Genomic DNA, 17482 nt, shown 5'->3' on the forward strand with positions numbered 1-17482 from the left:
CTAACAGGGTGATAGCTATGTCTGACAAGGAGAACGGCGACCTAGAGGAGAGGGCCATTGACATACTACGTCAGTACAAGGACGGCGTCCTTCAGAGCGAGCTCTGGAAGACCCTGGGCATTTCAAGCAGGGAGGGCTCAAGGCTCGTCCTGAGGCTTATTCGCAGGGGTGTCGTGAGGCGCGAGGAGGTCACTGTAAACGGCAGGAGGACGTACAAGCTTTACGCCGTGAAGGCCGGCGCCCCAACGTTCTCAATAAAGGTTGACGTGAGCAGCATCCTAGACATACCCTGCGCCGCGTGCCCTCGCCTCAGCGAGTGCGGCGCTGGGGGCTACTACGACCCGTCCACGTGTCCCCTCCTCGAGGCCTGGCTTAAGAAGGAGATAGCAAAGCTCAGGGTCCAGAGGGTCCAGACGGCCAGCTGACGGTGCGACTCATGCCAAAGGAGGACTTCGAGGGAAAGATGGTAATATGGCCCGTGTTCCTTGACTGCAACTACCCCAGGTCGCTGGGCAGGAGGCTGTCGCTCGACGCCTGCGTCAAGTCCCCCAGCGTGCAGGAGATCGTTAAGGCCGCGAGGGACCTGGGCCTCAACCCGGCCTTTGACGAGGCCAGCTACCCCAGGCTGTGGTATGAGATCAGGGGAAGGGTCATAGTTGACAAGAAAATGGGGAGGCAGGAGACCCTCAAAGCCATAGCGTCGAGGATTAAGTCCATGAGGTCCTGAGGTCCTTGCGTGCATATACTAATTATCAATAGCCTATACGCATCCGCAGCCGTGGGACTCGACGCTTGAGCAGGAGGGGCAGGTGGCCGTTCGAGGAGAAGCCTCTGCTGGTCTTCTGGGAGACCACCAAGGCTTGCCCTCTGGCGTGCATACACTGCAGGGCAGAGGCCATAACTAGGCCCCTGCCGGGCGAGCTGAGCCACGCAGAGGGCCTTGAGCTCGTAAGGCAGGTGGCGGAGTTTGGAAGGCCCTACCCAATACTTGTGTTCACCGGGGGCGACCCGCTCTCAAGGGAGGACATATGGGAGCTCGTGGACGAGGCCCATAGCCTTGGGGTACCGGTTGCCATGGCTCCCAGCCCTTCAAGGGCGCTGCTAGATAACCTGGACAGGATAGCCAGCGGCAAGGTGTCGGCAGTCTCAATAAGCATAGACCACCCGAGCCCGGAGGTCCACGACAAGGTCAGGCGCTACCAGGGCTCGTGGGAGGCCGGCGTGACCGCTATAAGGGAGCTCATAAGGAGGGGCGTCAAGGTTCAGGTCAACACGGCAGTCATGAGGTCCACGGTTGACGGGCTGCCGGGCATGGTAAAGCTCCTTAAGGACCTCGGGGTTGACGTCTGGGAGGTCTTCTACCTGGTGCCGGTTGGCAGGGCTGAGGCCAGGGAGGACCTGACGCCGCAGGAGTGGGAGGACGTGAGCGCGTTCCTCTACGAGGCCAGCAGGTACGGCATAAACGTCAGGACGTCCGAGGGGCCCATGTTTAGGAGGGTCTCGCTGCTCCTTAACTACGCCCGCTCAAGGAACCTGGAGCCCTCGAAGCTCGTCAAGCTTGGCGACCTCTACCTGAGGCTGACCGGTCAGCTCAGGGCCCTCCTCGGCGAGCCCGGCGAGGAGGCCAGGTTTGAGACCTCCGGCACGAGGGACGGCAAGGGCATAGCGTTCATCTCACATGACGGCATGGTTTACCCCAGCGGCTTCCTGCCGGTGCCCGTTGGCAACGTTAGAAGGGAGAGGCTTGTTGACATATACAGGCGCTCAAGGCTGATGGTCAGCCTCAGGGAGGCCTCGTTCAGGGGAAGGTGCGGCTCTTGTGAGTTCAAGGAGATATGTGGGGGCAGCAGGGCCAGGGCCTTCGCCTACAGCGGCGACCCGCTCGGCGAGGACCCCGCCTGCCCCTACGTGCCCGGGAGCCTTGGGGTTAACGTCAAGGAGGTGATGGCGCCTTGAGCGGCCTCACGGACCTCCAGGTTAAGGCCTTAATGGAGCTCGAGTATAACTTCCCCCTGACCTCAGCGGACCCCTACGCCGACGTGGCGTCATCGCTTGGGGTCGACGAGGGAACCCTACTTCAGGAGCTCAGGCTGCTGAGGTCCAGGGGGGTCCTGAAGAGGGTCGGCTTCTACTACAACTTCAGGTCGCAGGGCAAGGACGCCGCGCTGGTAGCGCTGAGTGCCGAGGACGTGGACGCCGTAGCCAAGGCCACGGCGGTCGACCCCCTGGTCACCCACTCGTACCTAAGGGATGACCCGGACTACAACGTGTGGATAGTGGTGAAGCGCGACAACATGGACGAGATAATTAAGGCCGCGGAGGAGCTGGCGCGGGTGGGCAGGGCCTCGAGACACGTAGTCCTGACCTCGGTGAGGACCTACAAGCTCAGCGTCAAGTACGACCTGGTGAGGGGAGTCTCGAGGGCCGGCAGGTACGCGGTCGTGCCTCCCAGGGCCCCAAGGCCTGAGGCGCTGGGCGTCTCGCCCAAGCTCCCTGAGGCCTTGAGGTCGCTCCCGCTCGAGCCGAGGCCCTACTCGGCGGCGGCCAAGCTCAGCGGGCTCAGCGAGGAGGAAGTTGTAAGGCTGATCCCGAGGCTGCTTGAGGCAGGGGTCCTCCTGGACCCAGGGGCAGCTGTCGACGGCGAGTCCCTCGGCTTCAAGGAGAACGGCATGGTAGTCATGGAGCCCTCGGGCTCGCCGGAGGAGCTCTGCGAGGCGGCGGCCAGGAGCGAGTACTCAACGCACGTGGTGCTGAGGTCGTCGATACCTGAGGGGGCCTGGAGGTACCCCTGCTACGCCATGATCCACGCGGTCAGGAGGGACCTGGTGGAGGAGGTGGCCAGGATAATAGCCAGGGACGCCGGGGCTAAGTCGTACAGGATAATCTACAGCCTAAGGGACCTGAAGCCGGGTGTGGTAAGGTGATACCCGTAAGCGTCATGGTCGCTGGGAAGGGGACCGTCTCAACCAAGATTAAGGGCCACTACGGCAAGGGCTCGCCCTCGAGGTTCAGCGAGGAGCTCAGGCCCGTGGTCTTCTGGAACATAACTTACGCCTGCAACCTGAGGTGCGAGCACTGCTACATAGACGCCGGCCCGACGCCGAGGCAGGACGAGCTCGGCAGGGGGAGGCTCCTCGAGGTGGCCGAGGAGATGGCCGAGTTGGGCATACCCCTGGTCATCTTCAGCGGAGGGGAGCCGCTGCTGAAGCCGGAGTTCTGGGACGTGGCCAGGCTGCTGTCAGAGAGGGGGAGGCCCAAGATGGCCCTGAGCTCCAACGGCACCCTGATAACCAGGGAGGTAGCCAGGAGGCTCAAGGAGCTCAACTTCAGCTACGTGGGGGTGTCCCTCGACAGCCTCAGGCCCGACGCCCACGACAAGTTCAGGGGGGTCCAGGGGGCCTTCAACATGACCGTGAGGGGGATCCATAACGCTGTAGAGGAGGGCCTTGACGTCGGCATAAGGACCACCGTCACCAGGTGGAACTACTCAGAGGCGCCCAAGGTAGTTGACCTCGCGGCCCAGCTGAGGGCCAGCAGGGTGAGCTACTACCTCCTTGACTCCATAGGCAGGGCCAGGAACATAGTGTCGGAGCTGCCGAGCCCGCAGCAGGTCAAGGAGTTCGTTGACGCCATAGTTGACAAGGCCAAGGAGTACGCCGGCAAGGTGGAGGTGGAGCTGGTCAGGGCTAACTTCGCGGGAATTTACATAGCCGACCTCCTGGCCAAGGATGGGAACGAGTTCATGGACTACCTGAAGCTCATAAGTGCGCAGGGGGACTGCGGGAGGAAGACCATAAGCATATACCCGGACGGCACGGTCAGGCCGTGCCAGTTCATAGACGAATACGTCATAGGGGACCTGAGGAGGCAGAGCCTCAGGGAGATACTGAGCTATAACAACCCGGAGCTGGTCAAGTTCATAAAGCTCTACGAGAACCTCAGGGGGCCCAGGTGCGGCCCCTGCCCCTTCAAGCTGGTATGCGGGGGCGGGAGCAGGGGGAGAGCTGAGGCAGCGAGCGGCGACTTCTGGGGCGACGACCCCCTCTGCTTCATAGACCCACTGGACGTGTGGCGCAGGAGGGGCCAGGGTTGACCTTCATACCCCTCTTCATAGACGTCAGCGGCCTCAGGGTAGTGGTCTTTGGCGGGGGCTCCGTGGGGACCAGGAGGGCCCTGGAGTTCTCGTCAGCGGGGGCCAAGGTAACGGTCGTCGCCTCCCAGTTCTCCCATGAGCTTGAGGTTGCCGCCAAGGCAGGCCAGGTGGAGCTCGTTAAGGCTGAGGTGAGGCCCGGCGACAACGTGGACAGGTTCATAAGGGGGGCCCACATAGTAGTTATAGCCACCTCCGACATGGAGCTCAACGACTACCTTGCCTCAAGGGCGCTAAGCCTTGGAGTCCTCGTGAACAACGCGACTGAGGCGAGGAGGGGAAACGTGGTCTACCCGTTCACGGCCGAGCCCATAGAGGGCCTCAAGGTTGCCGTCACCTCCCTGGGGCTCTCTGGGGTCGCGGCCAGGAGGGCCAGGGACAGGATAGTTGAGTGCCTCAGCTCTGACAGGTACCTCAGGACGCTCCTCTCCGTTATGAGCAAGTTTAAGGAGGAGCTCAAGGAGTCAGTAAGCGACCCCAAGGTCAGGGTGCCGCTCTACTTCAAGGTGTCCGAGGACGAGGTGTTCAACAGGCTCGTGGAGCAGGGGGACGAGGACGGCGCCCTCAGGAGGGCCCTCGAGATAGCCCGCGCGTCGCTTAACAGAGCTTAGCCTACCCCCCCCCCCCCGATAAGGCTCTGAAAGGGCCCTGGGTTCCCCTCCTTCAGGGCCTCTAGCGCCTTCTCTATGTCAACTACCGAGAAGCTGCCGAGGGACCTTATGGCGATCCTTATCATGGTCCTTGCCATGCTCTCCGGCACCACCTGCAGCATCTCCCTGTAGGTGCCAACGGGGTCCTCCACCAGGGACTCCGCAAAGGAGCGACCGTGCGTCATATAAAAGTGGCTGTCCAGGTTAACCACCATACCCAGGGCCACCTTCCTGAGCGCTGCATCTATCAGCTTAACGGCCTGCTCCTTTGAGACCAAGGCGACCGACCACGAAGCCTACAGTATATTTTATGAAGCCACTGAATATATTAGTTCTCAGACGTGGGCCGCATAGCGTTACCCTGCAACAACCATGAAGTGTTGGTATTACTCTTCGGACCTGGAATATTAGGATAGAGAACCCAGCTGGAGCCCAGCGATGTGGCGGACCCGGGGGGATTTGAACCCCCGACCACCGGCTTAGGAGGCCGGCGCTCTGTCCTGGCTGAGCTACGGGTCCACCGGCCTCCTCGCAGAGGGGTAGCCCACCACCTTATTTTAACTTTACTGGATCCTTGGAACCAAGGAGCCGCCTGGAGTTGCCTTGCAGCTCAGCTCTCGCTCACCTGGTCCCTCCTCAGCACCCCAGTTAGGCAGTGCACCCCTCCGCCTCCCTTGAGAACCTCGTCAATCTTGACCTCTATCACATCAACGCCCTCTGACTCCAGGGCCTTCCTGACGGGGTCGCACCCAGAGCCCATGACCACCTTGAGGGGCCTGAGGGCGACCATGTTAAGGCACAGCCTCGCGCTCACGCCGCCGGGCAGCTGGGAGTACTCCATTGGCAGCACGTTAAACCCAAGCCTCTGCAGCCTGTCCATGGCCTCCCACGGGAACATCTGCCTCACTGTAACTATCGTCCTCACGTCAACCTGGGCTATGTACTCGTCTATGTGAATGACGTTTATAGGTACCTGCACCTCGACCACCTCCTCGACCCCCATGGACTTCACAGTCTCTATGAAGGACCAGAGGCCCTTCCTGTTGGTCCTCTCGCCCACGCCGGCTATTGCAACCTTTGGCGAGAGCATCATGGCGTTGCCCCCCTCGAAGACCTCGTCGTCCTCCATAACCTTCACTATGGGGTAGCCGAGGCCCTCTATCTTATCCTTGAAGGCCCTCTCCTCGCCCCTGCGGACCTCGTACATGAACCTCGATATTATCGCGCCCGAGGGCCCCATGAAGAACGGGTCCCTGGCGTACATAGCGTTTGGCTTGTCTGTGAGGCCCTCAACGGTGTGAATCTGAACCCCCTCCTTGCGGTAGACCTCTATTAAGCCCTCTACCTCCCTCCTGGCCTCCTCCAGGTTCACTGGGGAACGGAAGAGGTAACGGCGGTAGTTGCTCTCATTAACTATAGACACCTCCTGGCCGGGCACGTGCATTAAGACCTCCCTTAGCCTGCCCACCTCAGAGCTCACAAGAAGGCCTCCCATGCTAGGTCCCAGGCTAGGCTTAACTTCCAAACATTAAATTTCTGTTAACTTGAACGCACCGAAAGGCGCTCAGGGGCCAGGCCTCAGGAGCGAGGGGTAGAAGTACCTCTTCCCGGCCCTCCCCTTAACCTCGTCCCACTCGTGAAGTATCCTCACGGCCTCGTCAGCCACCTTTATCAGGTTCTCCTCGCCAGCGTGGGCAACGAACTCATCCTTAACCCTCTGGGCGTAGACGGCGTGCACTGCCCCCGCCCTGAAGCCGTATATATTTGCTAAGGTAAGGAGGGTGGCGCTCTCCATCTCAAAGTTCAGCACCCTCATCTGCCTCAGGTCAGGCACGAGGTTCCTTGACCAGCTCGGCATGTAACCCCCGTAGCCCGGCCTCCCCTGGCCCACGTAGAAGCTGTCAGTAGAGGCCGTGATGCCAAGGTGGTACCTCACCCCGAGGCTCTCGGCGGCCTCGACCAGGGCCATGATTACCTCGTAGCTGGCCGAGGCCGGGTAGCCGGCCGGGGCGTACTGGTAGCTCGTGCCGTCCATCCTGACCGCGGCGGTGGTTATTATTATATCCCCAACTTCTATGTCATCCTGTATGGCGCCGGTGCTTCCAACCCTTATCAGCGTGTCAGCGCCGAGCTCCAGCAGCTCCTCAACTGCTATGGCGGTGGCAGGTCCCCCTATGCCCGTGGAGACCACCGCCACGTCAACGCCCCTGTAAACGCCCCTGAAGCTTGAGTACTCCCTCCTCTGGGCCAGCCTCCAGCTCCTGTCCCAGGAGGAGGCTATCCTTGAGGCCCTCTCAACCTCGCCTGGCATAAGCACGTACTTTGGCACGTCGCCCTTCCTGAGGCCCAGGTGGTAGGCCCTGCCCTCCGAGTCGAAGGGCCTTGAAGCTGAAGACATGCGCTCCTCCACTTTGGCCCCTGCGTAAGGCGAGGCCTCGCCTAGAACTAAAGCTCTTCCTCCTCGGGCTCCCCTCCCTTAGCGCCGCTGTTCCTGCAGAGCGACCTGAGGAGGGGGTAGAGGAAGTCCTTCGGCTCCCTCGAGGCGGCCTTGTCAACCTCAACGTAGACCGGGAGGTCGAGGTCGTCAAAGAGCCTGATCCTGTCCTTTATCACGCCGTTCTCCGGCTCGGCCATTATTGTGGGCATAAAGGCCACATAGCCAAGGCCGTTGGATCCCTCGACAGCGCCCCCCACCAGCACCGCAGAGAAGCCGTTCTCGCGGGTCCTCACGTCCAGGAGCTCCATTACCTGCTCATAGTCCAGCGTGAGTATGCCGTTGCTGGGCTCGGACCTCATCCTTATGAAGTTAGACTGGAACGGCAGCATAGCGCCTATCACTACGTCAGCCCCGTTATACGACAGGGACCTGAGGACCTCGGGGTAGTTTATGTCCTCGTCAACAAAGACCCCGACCCTCACGTTAGTGCGCCCGACCTCAAACACCAGGACATCCTTGCCTGGCGTGAGCCCGCTCTCCCTCTCCTTCCTTGTAAGCGCCACCTTTCTGTACTTGCCTATGAGTCTCCCGTTGGGGCCCACCACTATTGTGGTCAGGTAGAGCCTGGGCCCGGCCCTCTCGACAAGGGGGCCAGCTATTACATAGACTCCATACTCCTCGCTGACCTTAGACACCATGGTTAGCGTGGGGCTCAGCTGCATCTCTGACTCCGAGATCCTCTCCGCAAAGCCCTTGAGTATTGAGGGGACCTTCTGGTCAGGGTAGTAGCCCACTATTGGGCCTGTGACCGGGTAGGCCGGAAGCACTAGAATGTCAACAGGATGATCGCTCACAGCCTTAGCCGCGAGCTCAAGGAACCTCTTAGTGTTGGTCCTCCTAGCGCCAAGCCTTATGCGGGTGTGCAGCACTGCTATCCTCAGTGGCATCGCCGGCACCTGTGGCTCTTGATTCAGTTAGGCGAAGTGGACTTAAAGCCTATACAGGCTTTTAGCCCATATCATTAGGGGAACGACCTTCTCTATGAGTATTATGAACTTCAGCTGAAGGCTAACCTAAGGGTGAAACAAAAAGGTTAGCTTTCAGAATGATAAGAACCTAAAGCGACTATCAGCAGCTTACTTCTTCTGCTCACCCTGCTGCTCAGCGGTCTTCTTCTTCTTTGCCAATTCAGGTCACCGGCCCTTACGGGCCGGGGATACTTTGTACTTGCCCGCACTCTTAAGAGTTTATACTCCTGAGAGCGGGGAGGCCGATTCAGGTTCCTATCTTTGGCGTTATACTCCATAGGAGTACGCCCATGGCGGCTCAGAAGCCGGGCGGCCTGACCCTAAGGACTTCCTCGTTCACCAGCGTCGGAGGCCTCTCCCCCCTGCTGAACGCCTCAAGGTTCCTGTACACTAGCTCCGCCATCTTTGCCCTGGTCTCCCTGGTGGCGCTGCCTATGTGGGGGGTCAAAACCACGTTGCTCAGCTTAGTTATCGGGTGCGAGGGGTCGAGGGGCTCGGTGGGGTACACGTCGAGGCCCGCCCCGGCTATCCAGCCCTCCTTGAGGGCCCTGTAGAGGGCATCGATGTCTACTACCTTTCCCCTGGCAGTGTTAACCACTATGGCCGTCCTCTTCATGAGCCTCAGCCTGGACTCGTTGACCAGGTTCTGGGTCTCGGGCGTGAGGGGCACGTGCAGGGTCACTATGTCACTCTCCCTGAAGAGCTCGTCAAGGTCAACGTAAGTTGCCCCCAGGGCCTCCATCTCCGGGTGCCTCCTCCTGCTGTTGTATATTATCCTCATGTCAAAGCCCTTGGCCCTCCTGGCGACCGCCTGGCCTATCCTGCCCCCTCCCACTATGCCCAGGGTCTTGCCGACGAGGTCGAAGCCTAACATCATAGTAGGGTGCCAGGCGGTGCCGGAGCTCTTCCAGCCCCCGCTCCTGACGTAGGCGTCCGACTCCACTATCCGGCGGGCCACGGCAAGTATGAGGGCCCAGGTCAGGTCAGCCGTGGCGTCGGTGAGCACGTCGGGGGTGTTAGTGACGTAGACGCCGTGCTTCGTGGCGCACTCGAGGTCTATGTTGTCAAAGCCCACGGCGTACTGTGCTATTATCCTGAGCTCGGGGCTCAGCGCCTCTATCACGTCACACGTTACCTTGTCCTCAAGCATGGTCACCAGGGCCTGCGCACCCTTGGCCCTAGATATGAGCTCCTCCTTGGTCGGGGGCCTGTACTCGGGCCACACGTCGACCTTCTGGAAAAGCCCCTTTATGGACTCAAAGGCGGGGAACGGTATCTCCCTAGTCACGAAGAGCCTGAGCTCCAAGCTCTCGCCCAGGGAGCCGTGGACGCTTGAATTAAAACGGTGAGCTGCCTGACGCGAGCTAAATTGTGACCGGCTAGACTGCAAAGGTACAGGCCATAGTTCAAGGCTTTTATATCAATCTGGCCTCGAACGTCTCGGCGTTTAGCTTGACCTACATAGGCATAGTCAACTTCGCCTGGGTCAAGCAGTACGAGGCCCTAGTATATGCGATAGGCTTCGTGGTCTTCCTGTGGCTTCTCTACGCGGCATACGACGGCTACAGGAGGTGGACCCACGGCCTGCCCAAGTGGAGGCTCATGTTCTGGCCGCCAGGCTACCCCGTGTCCAAGGCGCTGAGGAACTTCGCCCAGTTCGCGCTGCTGCAGTGGAAGACCCTGAGGCAGCGCTTCCCAGGGACCATGCACGCGCTGATATTCTACGGCATAGGGTGGCTCTTCATAGCGACCATACTGAGGGCCATAAACATGCACGTAGTTGTCTTCCTGACCGGTGACGTGTTCTACGCTTACAAGCTGCTCAACAACGTGGCCGGCCTAATGGTTATAGTGGGCGCCTCCATAGCCATTGTAAGGAGGAGGCTCAGGCTCACCCCTAACCTGCCCCAGGACCCATACTACTACCTAGTGCTTGGCCTCCTCCTGGTCATTGTCGTAACCGGCTTCCTCGTTGACGGCATAGCTGGCGTTGCCTACAGGTACACGTGGGAGAGGCCGTGGTTTGACCCAGTTGGCTACCTAGTGTTCACGTGGGCTAGGACGGTGCCCGTGCCAGAGCTGCAGGAGATTTACAGAGGCCTGTGGCTCTTCCACATGAGCATAGCAATGGCCGCCCTGGCAATAATTCCGTTCACCAACCTCTGGCACATCTACGCCGCGTCGCTCAACGTGGCCTTCCAGAGGCAGGGCGCCGCCCCTCAGGGGGTCAAGCCCGTGACGGACCTTGACGAGAGGATAGAGCAGGGCAGGCCCCTCGGCGTGGTGAAGCTCTCCGACACCACCTGGAAGCAGCGCCTGGACTTCGACGCATGCACATCGTGCATGAGGTGCACCAACGCCTGCCCAGCGTTCACCGCGGGAAAGCCACTGAGCCCGAGGGACGTCATAGTTACCATGCGTGACGCCATGAGGGAGGGCCTCTGGGACCAGCAGGCCTGGGGCAGCGGCAGGCTGCAGGTTAACCCTGAGGCGCTCTGGAGCTGCGTCACCTGCGGCGCCTGCGTCTACGAGTGCCCCGTCACAATCCACCACGTTGACACCATAATAGACTTGAGGAGGGGCATGGTCAGCGTGGGCTCCGAGGACGTCCCCAAGGACGCCCTCGACGCGCTCTACAGGCTGCAGCAGAACGGCAACCCGCTTGGGGCGAACCCATATGACAAGGAGCAGTGGCTGAACGAGCTCGCCCAGAAGTATGGCGATGACATAATAGCCAAGGAGGGGGAGGAGTACGACTACCTCTACTGGGTGGGCTGCATAACCTCCTACGACCCAAGGATAAGGCCCGTGGCCGAGGCCATAGTATCGCTCCTGAGGTCCGCGGGCGTCAAGGTTGCTATACCAGCTGAGCAGGGGTGCTGCGGCGAGCCCGCGAGGGCCATAGGTGACGAGGCCCTCTACGTTGAGCTCATGAAGCAGGCTCTGGAGGTCCTCAGCAGGTACAAGTTCAAGAAACTGCTTGTCAGCTGCCCCCACGGGTTCAATAACTTCAAGAACAACTACAGGCTCTACAGGGACTACCTGGCCAAGAGGGAGGACACCGCAAAGCTGGCGGAGGTCCTAGATAAGCTAGAGGTTGAGCACCACTCAGTCGTGCTCGCAAGGCTTATCAAGGAGGGCAGGATAAGGCCCGGCAAGGGGATAGATGCCGTGGTCACGTACCACGACCCGTGCTACCTCGGCAGGTGGAACGGCCTCTACGAGGAGCCCAGGAGCGTCATAGAGTCCACGGGCCTCAGGATAAGGGAGATGCCGAGGAACAGGTCCAGGAGCTTCTGCTGCGGGGGCGGCGGCGGGCAGCTGTTCTATGAGGTGAAGAAGGGGGAGCGCATATCGACCCTTAGGGCCGAGGAGGCCTCAAAGACCCTGGGCGAGGGCGGCAGGAAGGTCGTGGCCGTGGCCTGCCCCTTCTGCAACACAATGTTCAGGGCCGAGTCGGGGAAGTTCAACTTTGAAGTTATGGATATAGCCGAGATACTTAAGGCGTCAGTCAAGGAGGACAAGGGAAGCTCATGAGGAGGCCTTCCTGACCGTTATTATGAGGACCCCTCCCTTCAGCTCAGACTTGGCTGTCCTTGGGTCCACGGGCTCGGGCAGCACCTGTTCCCCGCTGTAGTAGCTGACCTTTCTGGCCCAGGACACCTGGCCGTAGGCCTTCCTCAGGGCCTCGCTCCTTATCTGGGCCCTCACGGCTATCCTGTCGCGAGTCAGCCTGACGTCAACTGTGCGAGGGTCCGACCCAGACAGGTCAACCACTATCACTAGGTGGTCGCCCCTGTCATGCACGCTTATGAGTGGGCTCAGCACGCCGCTCCTGAGCTCCTTGAGCCTCTCCTCAAACAGCTGCTCAGGCCTCATCTCCTCCTCGAGGTCGTCCACCATTGACCTCATCCAGGCCTCCATCTCGTCGAAGTCAGACATGATATCGCGCATTATCCTCAGCGCCCTCTTCCTCATGCGCTCGAAGACGTCATCATATGACATGTCGGGTCAGCCCTCAGCTGTATATTAGTGGCGCCCTGTACTCATAGCCCTTACCTACCTTGGCCAGGGCGTCCTTGGCCTCCCTTGCCATGCCCTGGAGCCTCAGCCTCAGGGTCTCCGCCTCCTGGAGCAGCTGGCTCACGTCAACGCTTACGCCGGTGACCCTCGACAGCCCCTGGACAGCGAGGGCCGCCGCCTCCGGGTCCGGTATGTCAACAAATGAGTCCGTCAACAGCAGCAGCGTGTTCACGCCCCTCTTCACGGACTCCTTAAGTATGGTAGCGTAGGGGCCGACTATGAGGCCGTCGGGGAACGGCTTCCCCATGTCCTTCAGCGGGGCCGCCAGTGCCTCGGCCTCAGGGGTGGTTGCGAGCCAGTAGAGCGAGGGCTGGGCCTCAGCCCTGGCCGGGTTGCCGAGGCCGGAGATCCCCACTATGTACTCTATGCCCCTCTTCCTGGCGAACTCCACTATCGCAATGGCCAAGGGCACTATGCCGCTGGCCACAGGCATGACCTCGGTGACGAGAACGGCCATGTTGCCGCCCGAGTATATCCTTATTGGGTACTTCACCGAGCCGTTGACCACCACCGCCGCTGGGGGCAGGTAGCCGTAGCTCTCTATGCCCACAGCGTCACTTAACTTGAGGCTCCCTACTATGTGGCCAGAAGCTATGGGTCCCACGAGGCCAGCGTCCGGTATCCCCAGCACCAGGTACTTAGGCTTGCCGAGCTCGCCGTACTCTATGAAGTTATAGCCTAGGATCTCCTCCTCATAAGCTGCCAGAGGCACCCTGCAGCACCGTCTCACAGCTGGTTACAAACAATAATAAAAAAGAATGATGGCGGAAACAGACCGCACCGAGCGCGCAATTTCCCGCGTCAAGGTCTAGCAGGCCCAGCCTGACGCAGGAGGCTAATCCGGTGCAGCGATCTCTTCATCATAATGAATCTCAGTGATATATAGGAGAAAGAGCGGGGCAGAGCCATTCAATAACAGTCCTTGTCTAACTAGTGATAAGATTTTTGTATCTGTTCACCCAGAACGTGTGAGTCGGCAAGGGTGGTGACCTAGAGTGACCCTGAAGGTTTCGATAGACCCCAGGGACAACTGCATAGCTGACATGGTCTGCGTGAGCCTGTGCGGAGACGTCTTTGAGATGAGTGACGTGGACGGCAAGAGCCAGATAATAGCCAAGTGGAGGACCGACCCCAACACAATAAATGTTGGCCAGGTGCCAGACGACATGAAGGACTGCGCCGAGGCCGCCCAGCAGAGCTGCCCGACCAGCATAATCCACGTCGAGCCCGCATAAAGTTCGCGAAACCCTTATAAAAAAGAACCGAGAGGCCCCTTTTTGGCAGGTTCAATAGCTCATGTACATGTAGAGCTCCACAGGCGACGGGTACATCCTTATGGCGTCCGACTCCCTCCTCTTAACCTCTATGTAGGACTCCACCAGCTCCTTGCTCATGACTGGCAGCAAGTACTGGTAGTCGCTCTCCAGGGCGTCAAGGGCCTCGTCGAGGCTCTTGGGCAAAGTCTTGAGGCTTCTGCCCTCCATCTCATAGACGTTGTCGCTGACGGGGTCGCCGGGGTCTATCTTCCTAACTATGCCATCGTAGCCAGCGAGGAACGTAGCCGCCAGGGCCAGGTATGGGTTGCAGAGGGGGTCCGGGCTCCTGAACTCCACCCTCGTCAGGCCCTTGTTGCCTCCGGTGGCCGGCACCCTAACGGCGGCGCTCCTGTTAGAGTAGCCCCAGACCAGGTACACCGGGGCCTCGTAGCCCGGCACCAGCCTCCTGTAGCTGTTAACGGTTGGCGCAACGAAGGCGGCAAGGCTCCTGCCGTGCTCCAGTATGCCACCTATGAAGTACCTGGCCGTCTGGCTCAGCCCGTCGCTGTCGTCAGCGAAGAGGTTGTTTCCCTTGGAGTCCCAGAGGCTCAAGTGAAAGTGAAGGCCGCTGCCGTTGTCCCCGTAGAGCGGCTTAGGAAGGAAGACGGCAACCATGCCGTTCTCCCTGGCGACCTGCCTGGCGACCTGTTTGAATGTTACTATCTCGTCAGCGACGAACAGCGGGTCGCCAGCCTTCACGCTCACCTCCGACTGGGACACCGCGACCTCGTGGTGGGTGGCGTTGAAGTCATACCCGAACGCCCTGAAGTACTTCAACATCTTCTCCCTTATGGGCTCGAGGGTGTCCATGGGCTCAGGAAGGTGGTAGGCCCTCTTAACCACGCTGTGCGGCGCCTCGGTGTCCCACGGCTGCTCCTGGCTCACTACTGAGTAGCCTACGCCCCTCAGCGGGTTGAGGACGTCTATCTTAAGTGACTTGAAGAGGAAGAACTCCACCTCAGCGCCCGCGAGGGGGCCGTAACCGCTGTCGGCAAGGTACTTTATTGTGGCCTCCGCCACGTACCTGGGATCCTTCCGGTACCTCTGGCCGCTCGGCTCGTATATTTTGCCCAGTACCCTGGCCCTCTCGGGCCTCCACGGTATCCTCGAGAACGTTGACTTGTCGGCTGCCAAAAGGAGGTCGCTCCTGTTTATCGGCTCGAAGCCCTCAACGCTGCTGCCGTCAAAGGCCGCAATAAAGCCGTCAGACTTCTTGAGGTAGCTCTCGTAAGGTATGGTCACGGACCTTACAATTCCTGGCAGGTCTATATACTGTACCTCCAGGAAATCAGGATCCTTACCTGCCTCGGCCTCGCCCATGTCGGCCTCACAGGCAAGGTAACCTGTAGCACACTAGGTTATAAATTTTTCTAAGCCTTTTCAGATAAAACAGGCGCTTTAATTTTTATGATAGACATATACAAATACTTGTAGAATTATGGTGGAGTGCTTTTAACCGCTGTACATTTATTTGTCCCACTCTGTATACCTTAATAGGGAGCAGTTTGAAAGCCCTCACCTCCGATGAAGGTTCCCTGGAGGGCCGCGTCCTTCCCCGCAAAGTCCAGAAGCTGGGCACCTCGTCGCTCATAATAACGCTGCCGCGCGACTGGGCGAGGTCGCACGGCCTCAAGGCAGGCAGCATGGTAACCATAGTTGAGGACGGCGACAGGCTCGTGGTTATACCATACGTCAAGGGCAGGCCTCTTACTGCGTCCTTCTCGCTCAAGCACCTCAACATATGCAAGCACCTGGGCCGCGTGGTCTTCTGCGCCTACCTGTCAGGCCTTGACGGCCTGACATTTTACTCCAACAGGCCCATAAGGGCCGACCTCGTGGAGAAGATAAGCAGGGTCTCGGAGACTATAAACAATGACAGCGTCAAGGTATACCTGAACAACATGTATGAGGTCAACGTCGCCATAGAGGAGTACAGGGACGACATAGCAAACGCGCTGGCCAACTACGGCAGGAGCCTCGCCTCGGCCTTCTCGAGGCTCTCCCAGCACGTGGCCGGCATAAGGATGACCGAGGAGGAGCTCGAGAGCATATACAGCGACCTGAGGGGCCTGGCCTTCAGGACCCTCAGGTCGGGGGCCAAAGGCGTGGGATACGGGATATCTCAGGAGCACCTGAACAGGCTCCTCATGGCTGGGGTAGGCCTAATGGTGCTGGTCAACGACTCCTTCTACAAGCTGGGCAAGGACCTCCTGACCCTGGACAGCCAGCTCACGCAGGACGAGAGGGACAGGGTCAAGTTCCTGTTCCAGGTGCTTGAGGTCTCCCTGGTGGCCGCCTCGCTTGGGGTGGAGCCGCCTAGCATAAAGAAGGAGGAGGACGCGTACTTCAAGCTCAGGAGCCTGCTCGACCTTGAAGGGGAGCTCAGCGACATAGTGCGCAACTCAACGGCTGCCTACGCCTACATACTGGCTAAGACGCTTGACATAGCGAGGATTATAAAGAACATAGAGGAGACCCTGCTCTGCCACGCGCTCTTCAAGAAGTACTCTGAGTCCGAGCAAGAGATATGATGTAGCTCTCGGCCCTGAGCAGCGATGAGAGGAAGCTGTCAGTCACCGACGTAAGCTTCCCCTGCAGCTGGGGGTCAGGCCCATTGACCAAAGACTTTGCTATAACAGAGAGGTTCTGGGCCGCCTGCTCCGCCTGCGACAGGTAGCCAGTAAGGGTAGAGTTGGCCCCCGCCTCAGCCCCCACCAGCTGCAGGGACTTTATGGCCTCCACGCTCAGGTTGGCGGCCTCGGAGGCGGCAGTGACCAGCTCATACCTGTAGTAGACGCTAGGAGTCTGGTTCGCCTCTATTGTGAGGTTCACGGCTGCGTCAAAGCTCTTTACGGCTATCAGGTTAAGCTCCAGGGACACGTTAGTAATTAGGAGCGACCTCTCGGCGTTCAGCACGTCTATTGTGGTGTTAAGGTACTTCGTCAGGTTCTCGTAGTCCTTGAGCAGCTTGACGCTCTCATTCAGCAGCTTGGCCGTGCTCAGGGCGTAGCCCGTGACGTTCTGAAGACTTGAGTAGACCCTGTTATACCTGGACTGCAGGGAAGTGTAGTTAAAGTACCAAGCCACGTTGGTGGAGATCAGGACCACGGCAAGCGCGATTAACACTATGAACGCTGCCGCCTTGGACTTAGGACCCCCCTGCTGGGACAAGTCTTAAACCCGGGCAGGCGCACGCCTAAGAGCCTATTAAGCTGATCTGAACCGCCTAACTTAAGAGCCTTAAGGAGGCTTAGGGGCTTGAGCTCCATATGCGACGGTCGTAGGCCTGTCATAGTAGTCTCAGGCCAGCCGGGCTCGGGCAAGTCAACCTATGCAAGGAGGCTCGCGGCCGAGCTCGGCCTGAGGTATTACACCACAGGTCAGGCCTTCAGGAGCCTCGCGGAGAGGATGGGGGTCAGCCTCATGGAGCTTAACAGGCTCGCTGAGAGGGACCCATCCATAGACCTCGCCATAGACGCTGAGTCTCTTAACGAGGCCAGGAGGGGCTGCGTCGTGATAGACAGCCACCTGGCCGGGTGGCTCCTGAGGGACCTGGCGGACGTCACGATATACGTCAAGGCCTCGCTGCCAGAGAGGACAAGGAGGATAGCCTTAAGGGACTCCAAGCCTGAGAGCGAGGCGCTGTTCGAGGCATCCCAGAGGGAGATAAGCCACTGGGAGAGGTTCGCCAAGTACTACGGCATAGACCTGAGGGACCTGTCAAGCTATGACCTAGTGGTTGACACCACGAGGATGGGCATCGAAGAGACCTATCAGGTGATCCTTACCTTCGTCAAAAAGGCCCTTTCTGTTTGACT

19 protein-coding genes and 1 tRNA gene are annotated in these 17482 nt (G+C 59.6%); 10 read left to right on the forward strand and 10 right to left on the reverse strand.

What is annotated here, in order from left to right:
* Nucleotides 1-17 precede the first annotated feature (17 nt).
* The 6 genes from ASAC_RS00540 (at nt 18) to ASAC_RS00565 (ending at nt 4761) form a co-directional block, all read left to right on the forward strand.
* Nucleotides 18-425, forward strand: coding sequence for a helix-turn-helix transcriptional regulator (locus ASAC_RS00540; protein ID WP_048812924.1), 408 nt, complete (start codon nt 18-20; stop codon nt 423-425).
* An 11-nt stretch (nt 426-436) separates the two neighbouring features.
* Entirely contained in the window at nt 437-727 is a 291-nt protein-coding gene (locus ASAC_RS00545) for a signal recognition particle subunit SRP19/SEC65 family protein (protein WP_013266030.1), read from the forward strand.
* A 65-nt stretch (nt 728-792) separates the two neighbouring features.
* On the forward strand, nt 793-1956 hold the full coding sequence (locus ASAC_RS00550) for a TIGR04053 family radical SAM/SPASM domain-containing protein (protein ID WP_013266031.1): 1164 nt from the start codon (nt 793-795) through the stop codon (nt 1954-1956).
* Nucleotides 1953-2924, forward strand: a complete 972-nt coding sequence (locus ASAC_RS00555) for an Lrp/AsnC family transcriptional regulator (RefSeq protein WP_013266032.1) — start codon at nt 1953-1955, stop codon at nt 2922-2924. The genes ASAC_RS00550 and ASAC_RS00555 overlap by 4 nt, the downstream gene beginning before the upstream one ends.
* Nucleotides 2921-4093, forward strand: a complete 1173-nt coding sequence (locus ASAC_RS00560; protein WP_013266033.1) for a radical SAM/SPASM domain-containing protein — start codon at nt 2921-2923, stop codon at nt 4091-4093. The genes ASAC_RS00555 and ASAC_RS00560 overlap by 4 nt, the downstream gene beginning before the upstream one ends.
* Complete coding sequence (locus tag ASAC_RS00565) at nt 4090-4761, forward strand: precorrin-2 dehydrogenase/sirohydrochlorin ferrochelatase family protein (protein ID WP_013266034.1); 672 nt, start codon at nt 4090-4092, stop codon at nt 4759-4761. Before ASAC_RS00560 ends, ASAC_RS00565 begins: the two co-directional genes overlap by 4 nt.
* On the opposite strand, the gene ASAC_RS00570 is transcribed toward ASAC_RS00565, so the two are convergent.
* From ASAC_RS00570 to gyaR, 6 genes are all read right to left on the reverse strand, one after another.
* Nucleotides 4758-5078, reverse strand: coding sequence for a hypothetical protein (locus ASAC_RS00570; protein ID WP_013266035.1), 321 nt, complete (start codon nt 5076-5078; stop codon nt 4758-4760). The two genes, ASAC_RS00565 and ASAC_RS00570, sit on opposite strands and share 4 nt — an antisense overlap.
* Nucleotides 5079-5241: 163 nt before the next feature.
* A tRNA-Arg gene (locus tag ASAC_RS00575) sits at nt 5242-5319 on the reverse strand.
* 91 nt (nt 5320-5410) lie between these two features.
* A complete protein-coding gene (locus tag ASAC_RS00580) occupies nt 5411-6295 on the reverse strand; it encodes a dimethylarginine dimethylaminohydrolase family protein (RefSeq protein ID WP_013266036.1) in 885 nt (294 codons plus the stop codon).
* A 69-nt stretch (nt 6296-6364) separates the two neighbouring features.
* The gene (udp, locus tag ASAC_RS00585; RefSeq protein ID WP_013266037.1) at nt 6365-7210 is read right to left on the reverse strand and encodes a uridine phosphorylase; all 846 of its coding nucleotides are present in this window, start codon (nt 7208-7210) and stop codon (nt 6365-6367) included.
* A gap of 35 nt (nt 7211-7245) precedes the next feature.
* The gene (locus ASAC_RS00590) at nt 7246-8184 is read right to left on the reverse strand and encodes a carbon-nitrogen hydrolase family protein (protein WP_013266038.1); all 939 of its coding nucleotides are present in this window, start codon (nt 8182-8184) and stop codon (nt 7246-7248) included.
* Nucleotides 8185-8563: 379 nt separating this feature from the next.
* Entirely contained in the window at nt 8564-9571 is a 1008-nt protein-coding gene (gene gyaR / locus ASAC_RS00595) for a glyoxylate reductase (RefSeq protein WP_013266039.1), read from the reverse strand.
* A gap of 146 nt (nt 9572-9717) precedes the next feature.
* On the opposite strand from gyaR, the gene ASAC_RS00600 reads away from it, so the two are divergent.
* Nucleotides 9718-11802, forward strand: a complete 2085-nt coding sequence (locus ASAC_RS00600) for a (Fe-S)-binding protein (RefSeq protein WP_013266040.1) — start codon at nt 9718-9720, stop codon at nt 11800-11802.
* Here the strand turns inward: ASAC_RS00600 and ASAC_RS00605 are convergent.
* Both ASAC_RS00605 and ASAC_RS00610 read right to left on the reverse strand, forming a co-directional pair.
* Nucleotides 11797-12270: an Hsp20/alpha crystallin family protein gene (locus tag ASAC_RS00605; protein WP_013266041.1), complete on the reverse strand. Its 474-nt coding sequence runs from the start codon at nt 12268-12270 to the stop codon at nt 11797-11799. The two genes, ASAC_RS00600 and ASAC_RS00605, sit on opposite strands and share 6 nt — an antisense overlap.
* Before the next feature lie 13 nt (nt 12271-12283).
* Nucleotides 12284-13060: a proteasome assembly chaperone family protein gene (locus ASAC_RS00610; RefSeq protein WP_013266042.1), complete on the reverse strand. Its 777-nt coding sequence runs from the start codon at nt 13058-13060 to the stop codon at nt 12284-12286.
* A 283-nt stretch (nt 13061-13343) separates the two neighbouring features.
* On the opposite strand from ASAC_RS00610, the gene ASAC_RS00615 reads away from it, so the two are divergent.
* Nucleotides 13344-13583, forward strand: coding sequence for a ferredoxin (locus tag ASAC_RS00615; protein ID WP_013266043.1), 240 nt, complete (start codon nt 13344-13346; stop codon nt 13581-13583).
* A gap of 51 nt (nt 13584-13634) precedes the next feature.
* Here the strand turns inward: ASAC_RS00615 and glnA are convergent, their stop codons facing one another.
* Nucleotides 13635-14984 (reverse strand): type I glutamate--ammonia ligase, encoded by a 1350-nt coding sequence (glnA, locus tag ASAC_RS00620; RefSeq protein WP_013266044.1) that lies wholly within the window; start codon nt 14982-14984, stop codon nt 13635-13637.
* A 185-nt stretch (nt 14985-15169) separates the two neighbouring features.
* On the opposite strand from glnA, the gene ASAC_RS00625 reads away from it, so the two are divergent.
* Entirely contained in the window at nt 15170-16195 is a 1026-nt protein-coding gene (locus ASAC_RS00625; protein ID WP_013266045.1) for an AbrB/MazE/SpoVT family DNA-binding domain-containing protein, read from the forward strand.
* Here ASAC_RS00625 and ASAC_RS00630 read toward each other — a convergent pair.
* Nucleotides 16161-16835, reverse strand: coding sequence for a hypothetical protein (locus tag ASAC_RS00630; RefSeq protein WP_013266046.1), 675 nt, complete (start codon nt 16833-16835; stop codon nt 16161-16163). The two genes, ASAC_RS00625 and ASAC_RS00630, sit on opposite strands and share 35 nt — an antisense overlap.
* An 87-nt stretch (nt 16836-16922) precedes the next feature.
* Here ASAC_RS00630 and cmk point away from each other — a divergent pair, with 87 nt between their 5' ends.
* A complete protein-coding gene (cmk, locus tag ASAC_RS00635) occupies nt 16923-17480 on the forward strand; it encodes a (d)CMP kinase (RefSeq protein WP_013266047.1) in 558 nt (185 codons plus the stop codon).
* Nucleotides 17481-17482: the final 2 nt, after the last annotated feature.

This window comes from Acidilobus saccharovorans 345-15 (assembly GCF_000144915.1).
In the GTDB taxonomy this organism is placed as follows: Archaea; Thermoproteota; Thermoprotei_A; order Sulfolobales; family Acidilobaceae; genus Acidilobus; species Acidilobus saccharovorans.

Coding starts and splice junctions, on each gene's coding strand:
- ASAC_RS00540 (WP_048812924.1), top strand. CDS start 18: ATGTCTGACAAGGAGAACGGCGACCTAGAGGAGAGGGCCATTGACATA.
- ASAC_RS00545 (WP_013266030.1), top strand. CDS start 437: ATGCCAAAGGAGGACTTCGAGGGAAAGATGGTAATATGGCCCGTGTTC.
- ASAC_RS00580 (WP_013266036.1), bottom strand. CDS start 6,295: ATGGGAGGCCTTCTTGTGAGCTCTGAGGTGGGCAGGCTAAGGGAGGTC.
- ASAC_RS00590 (WP_013266038.1), bottom strand. CDS start 8,184: ATGCCACTGAGGATAGCAGTGCTGCACACCCGCATAAGGCTTGGCGCT.
- ASAC_RS00605 (WP_013266041.1), bottom strand. CDS start 12,270: ATGTCATATGATGACGTCTTCGAGCGCATGAGGAAGAGGGCGCTGAGG.
- glnA (WP_013266044.1), bottom strand. CDS start 14,984: ATGGGCGAGGCCGAGGCAGGTAAGGATCCTGATTTCCTGGAGGTACAG.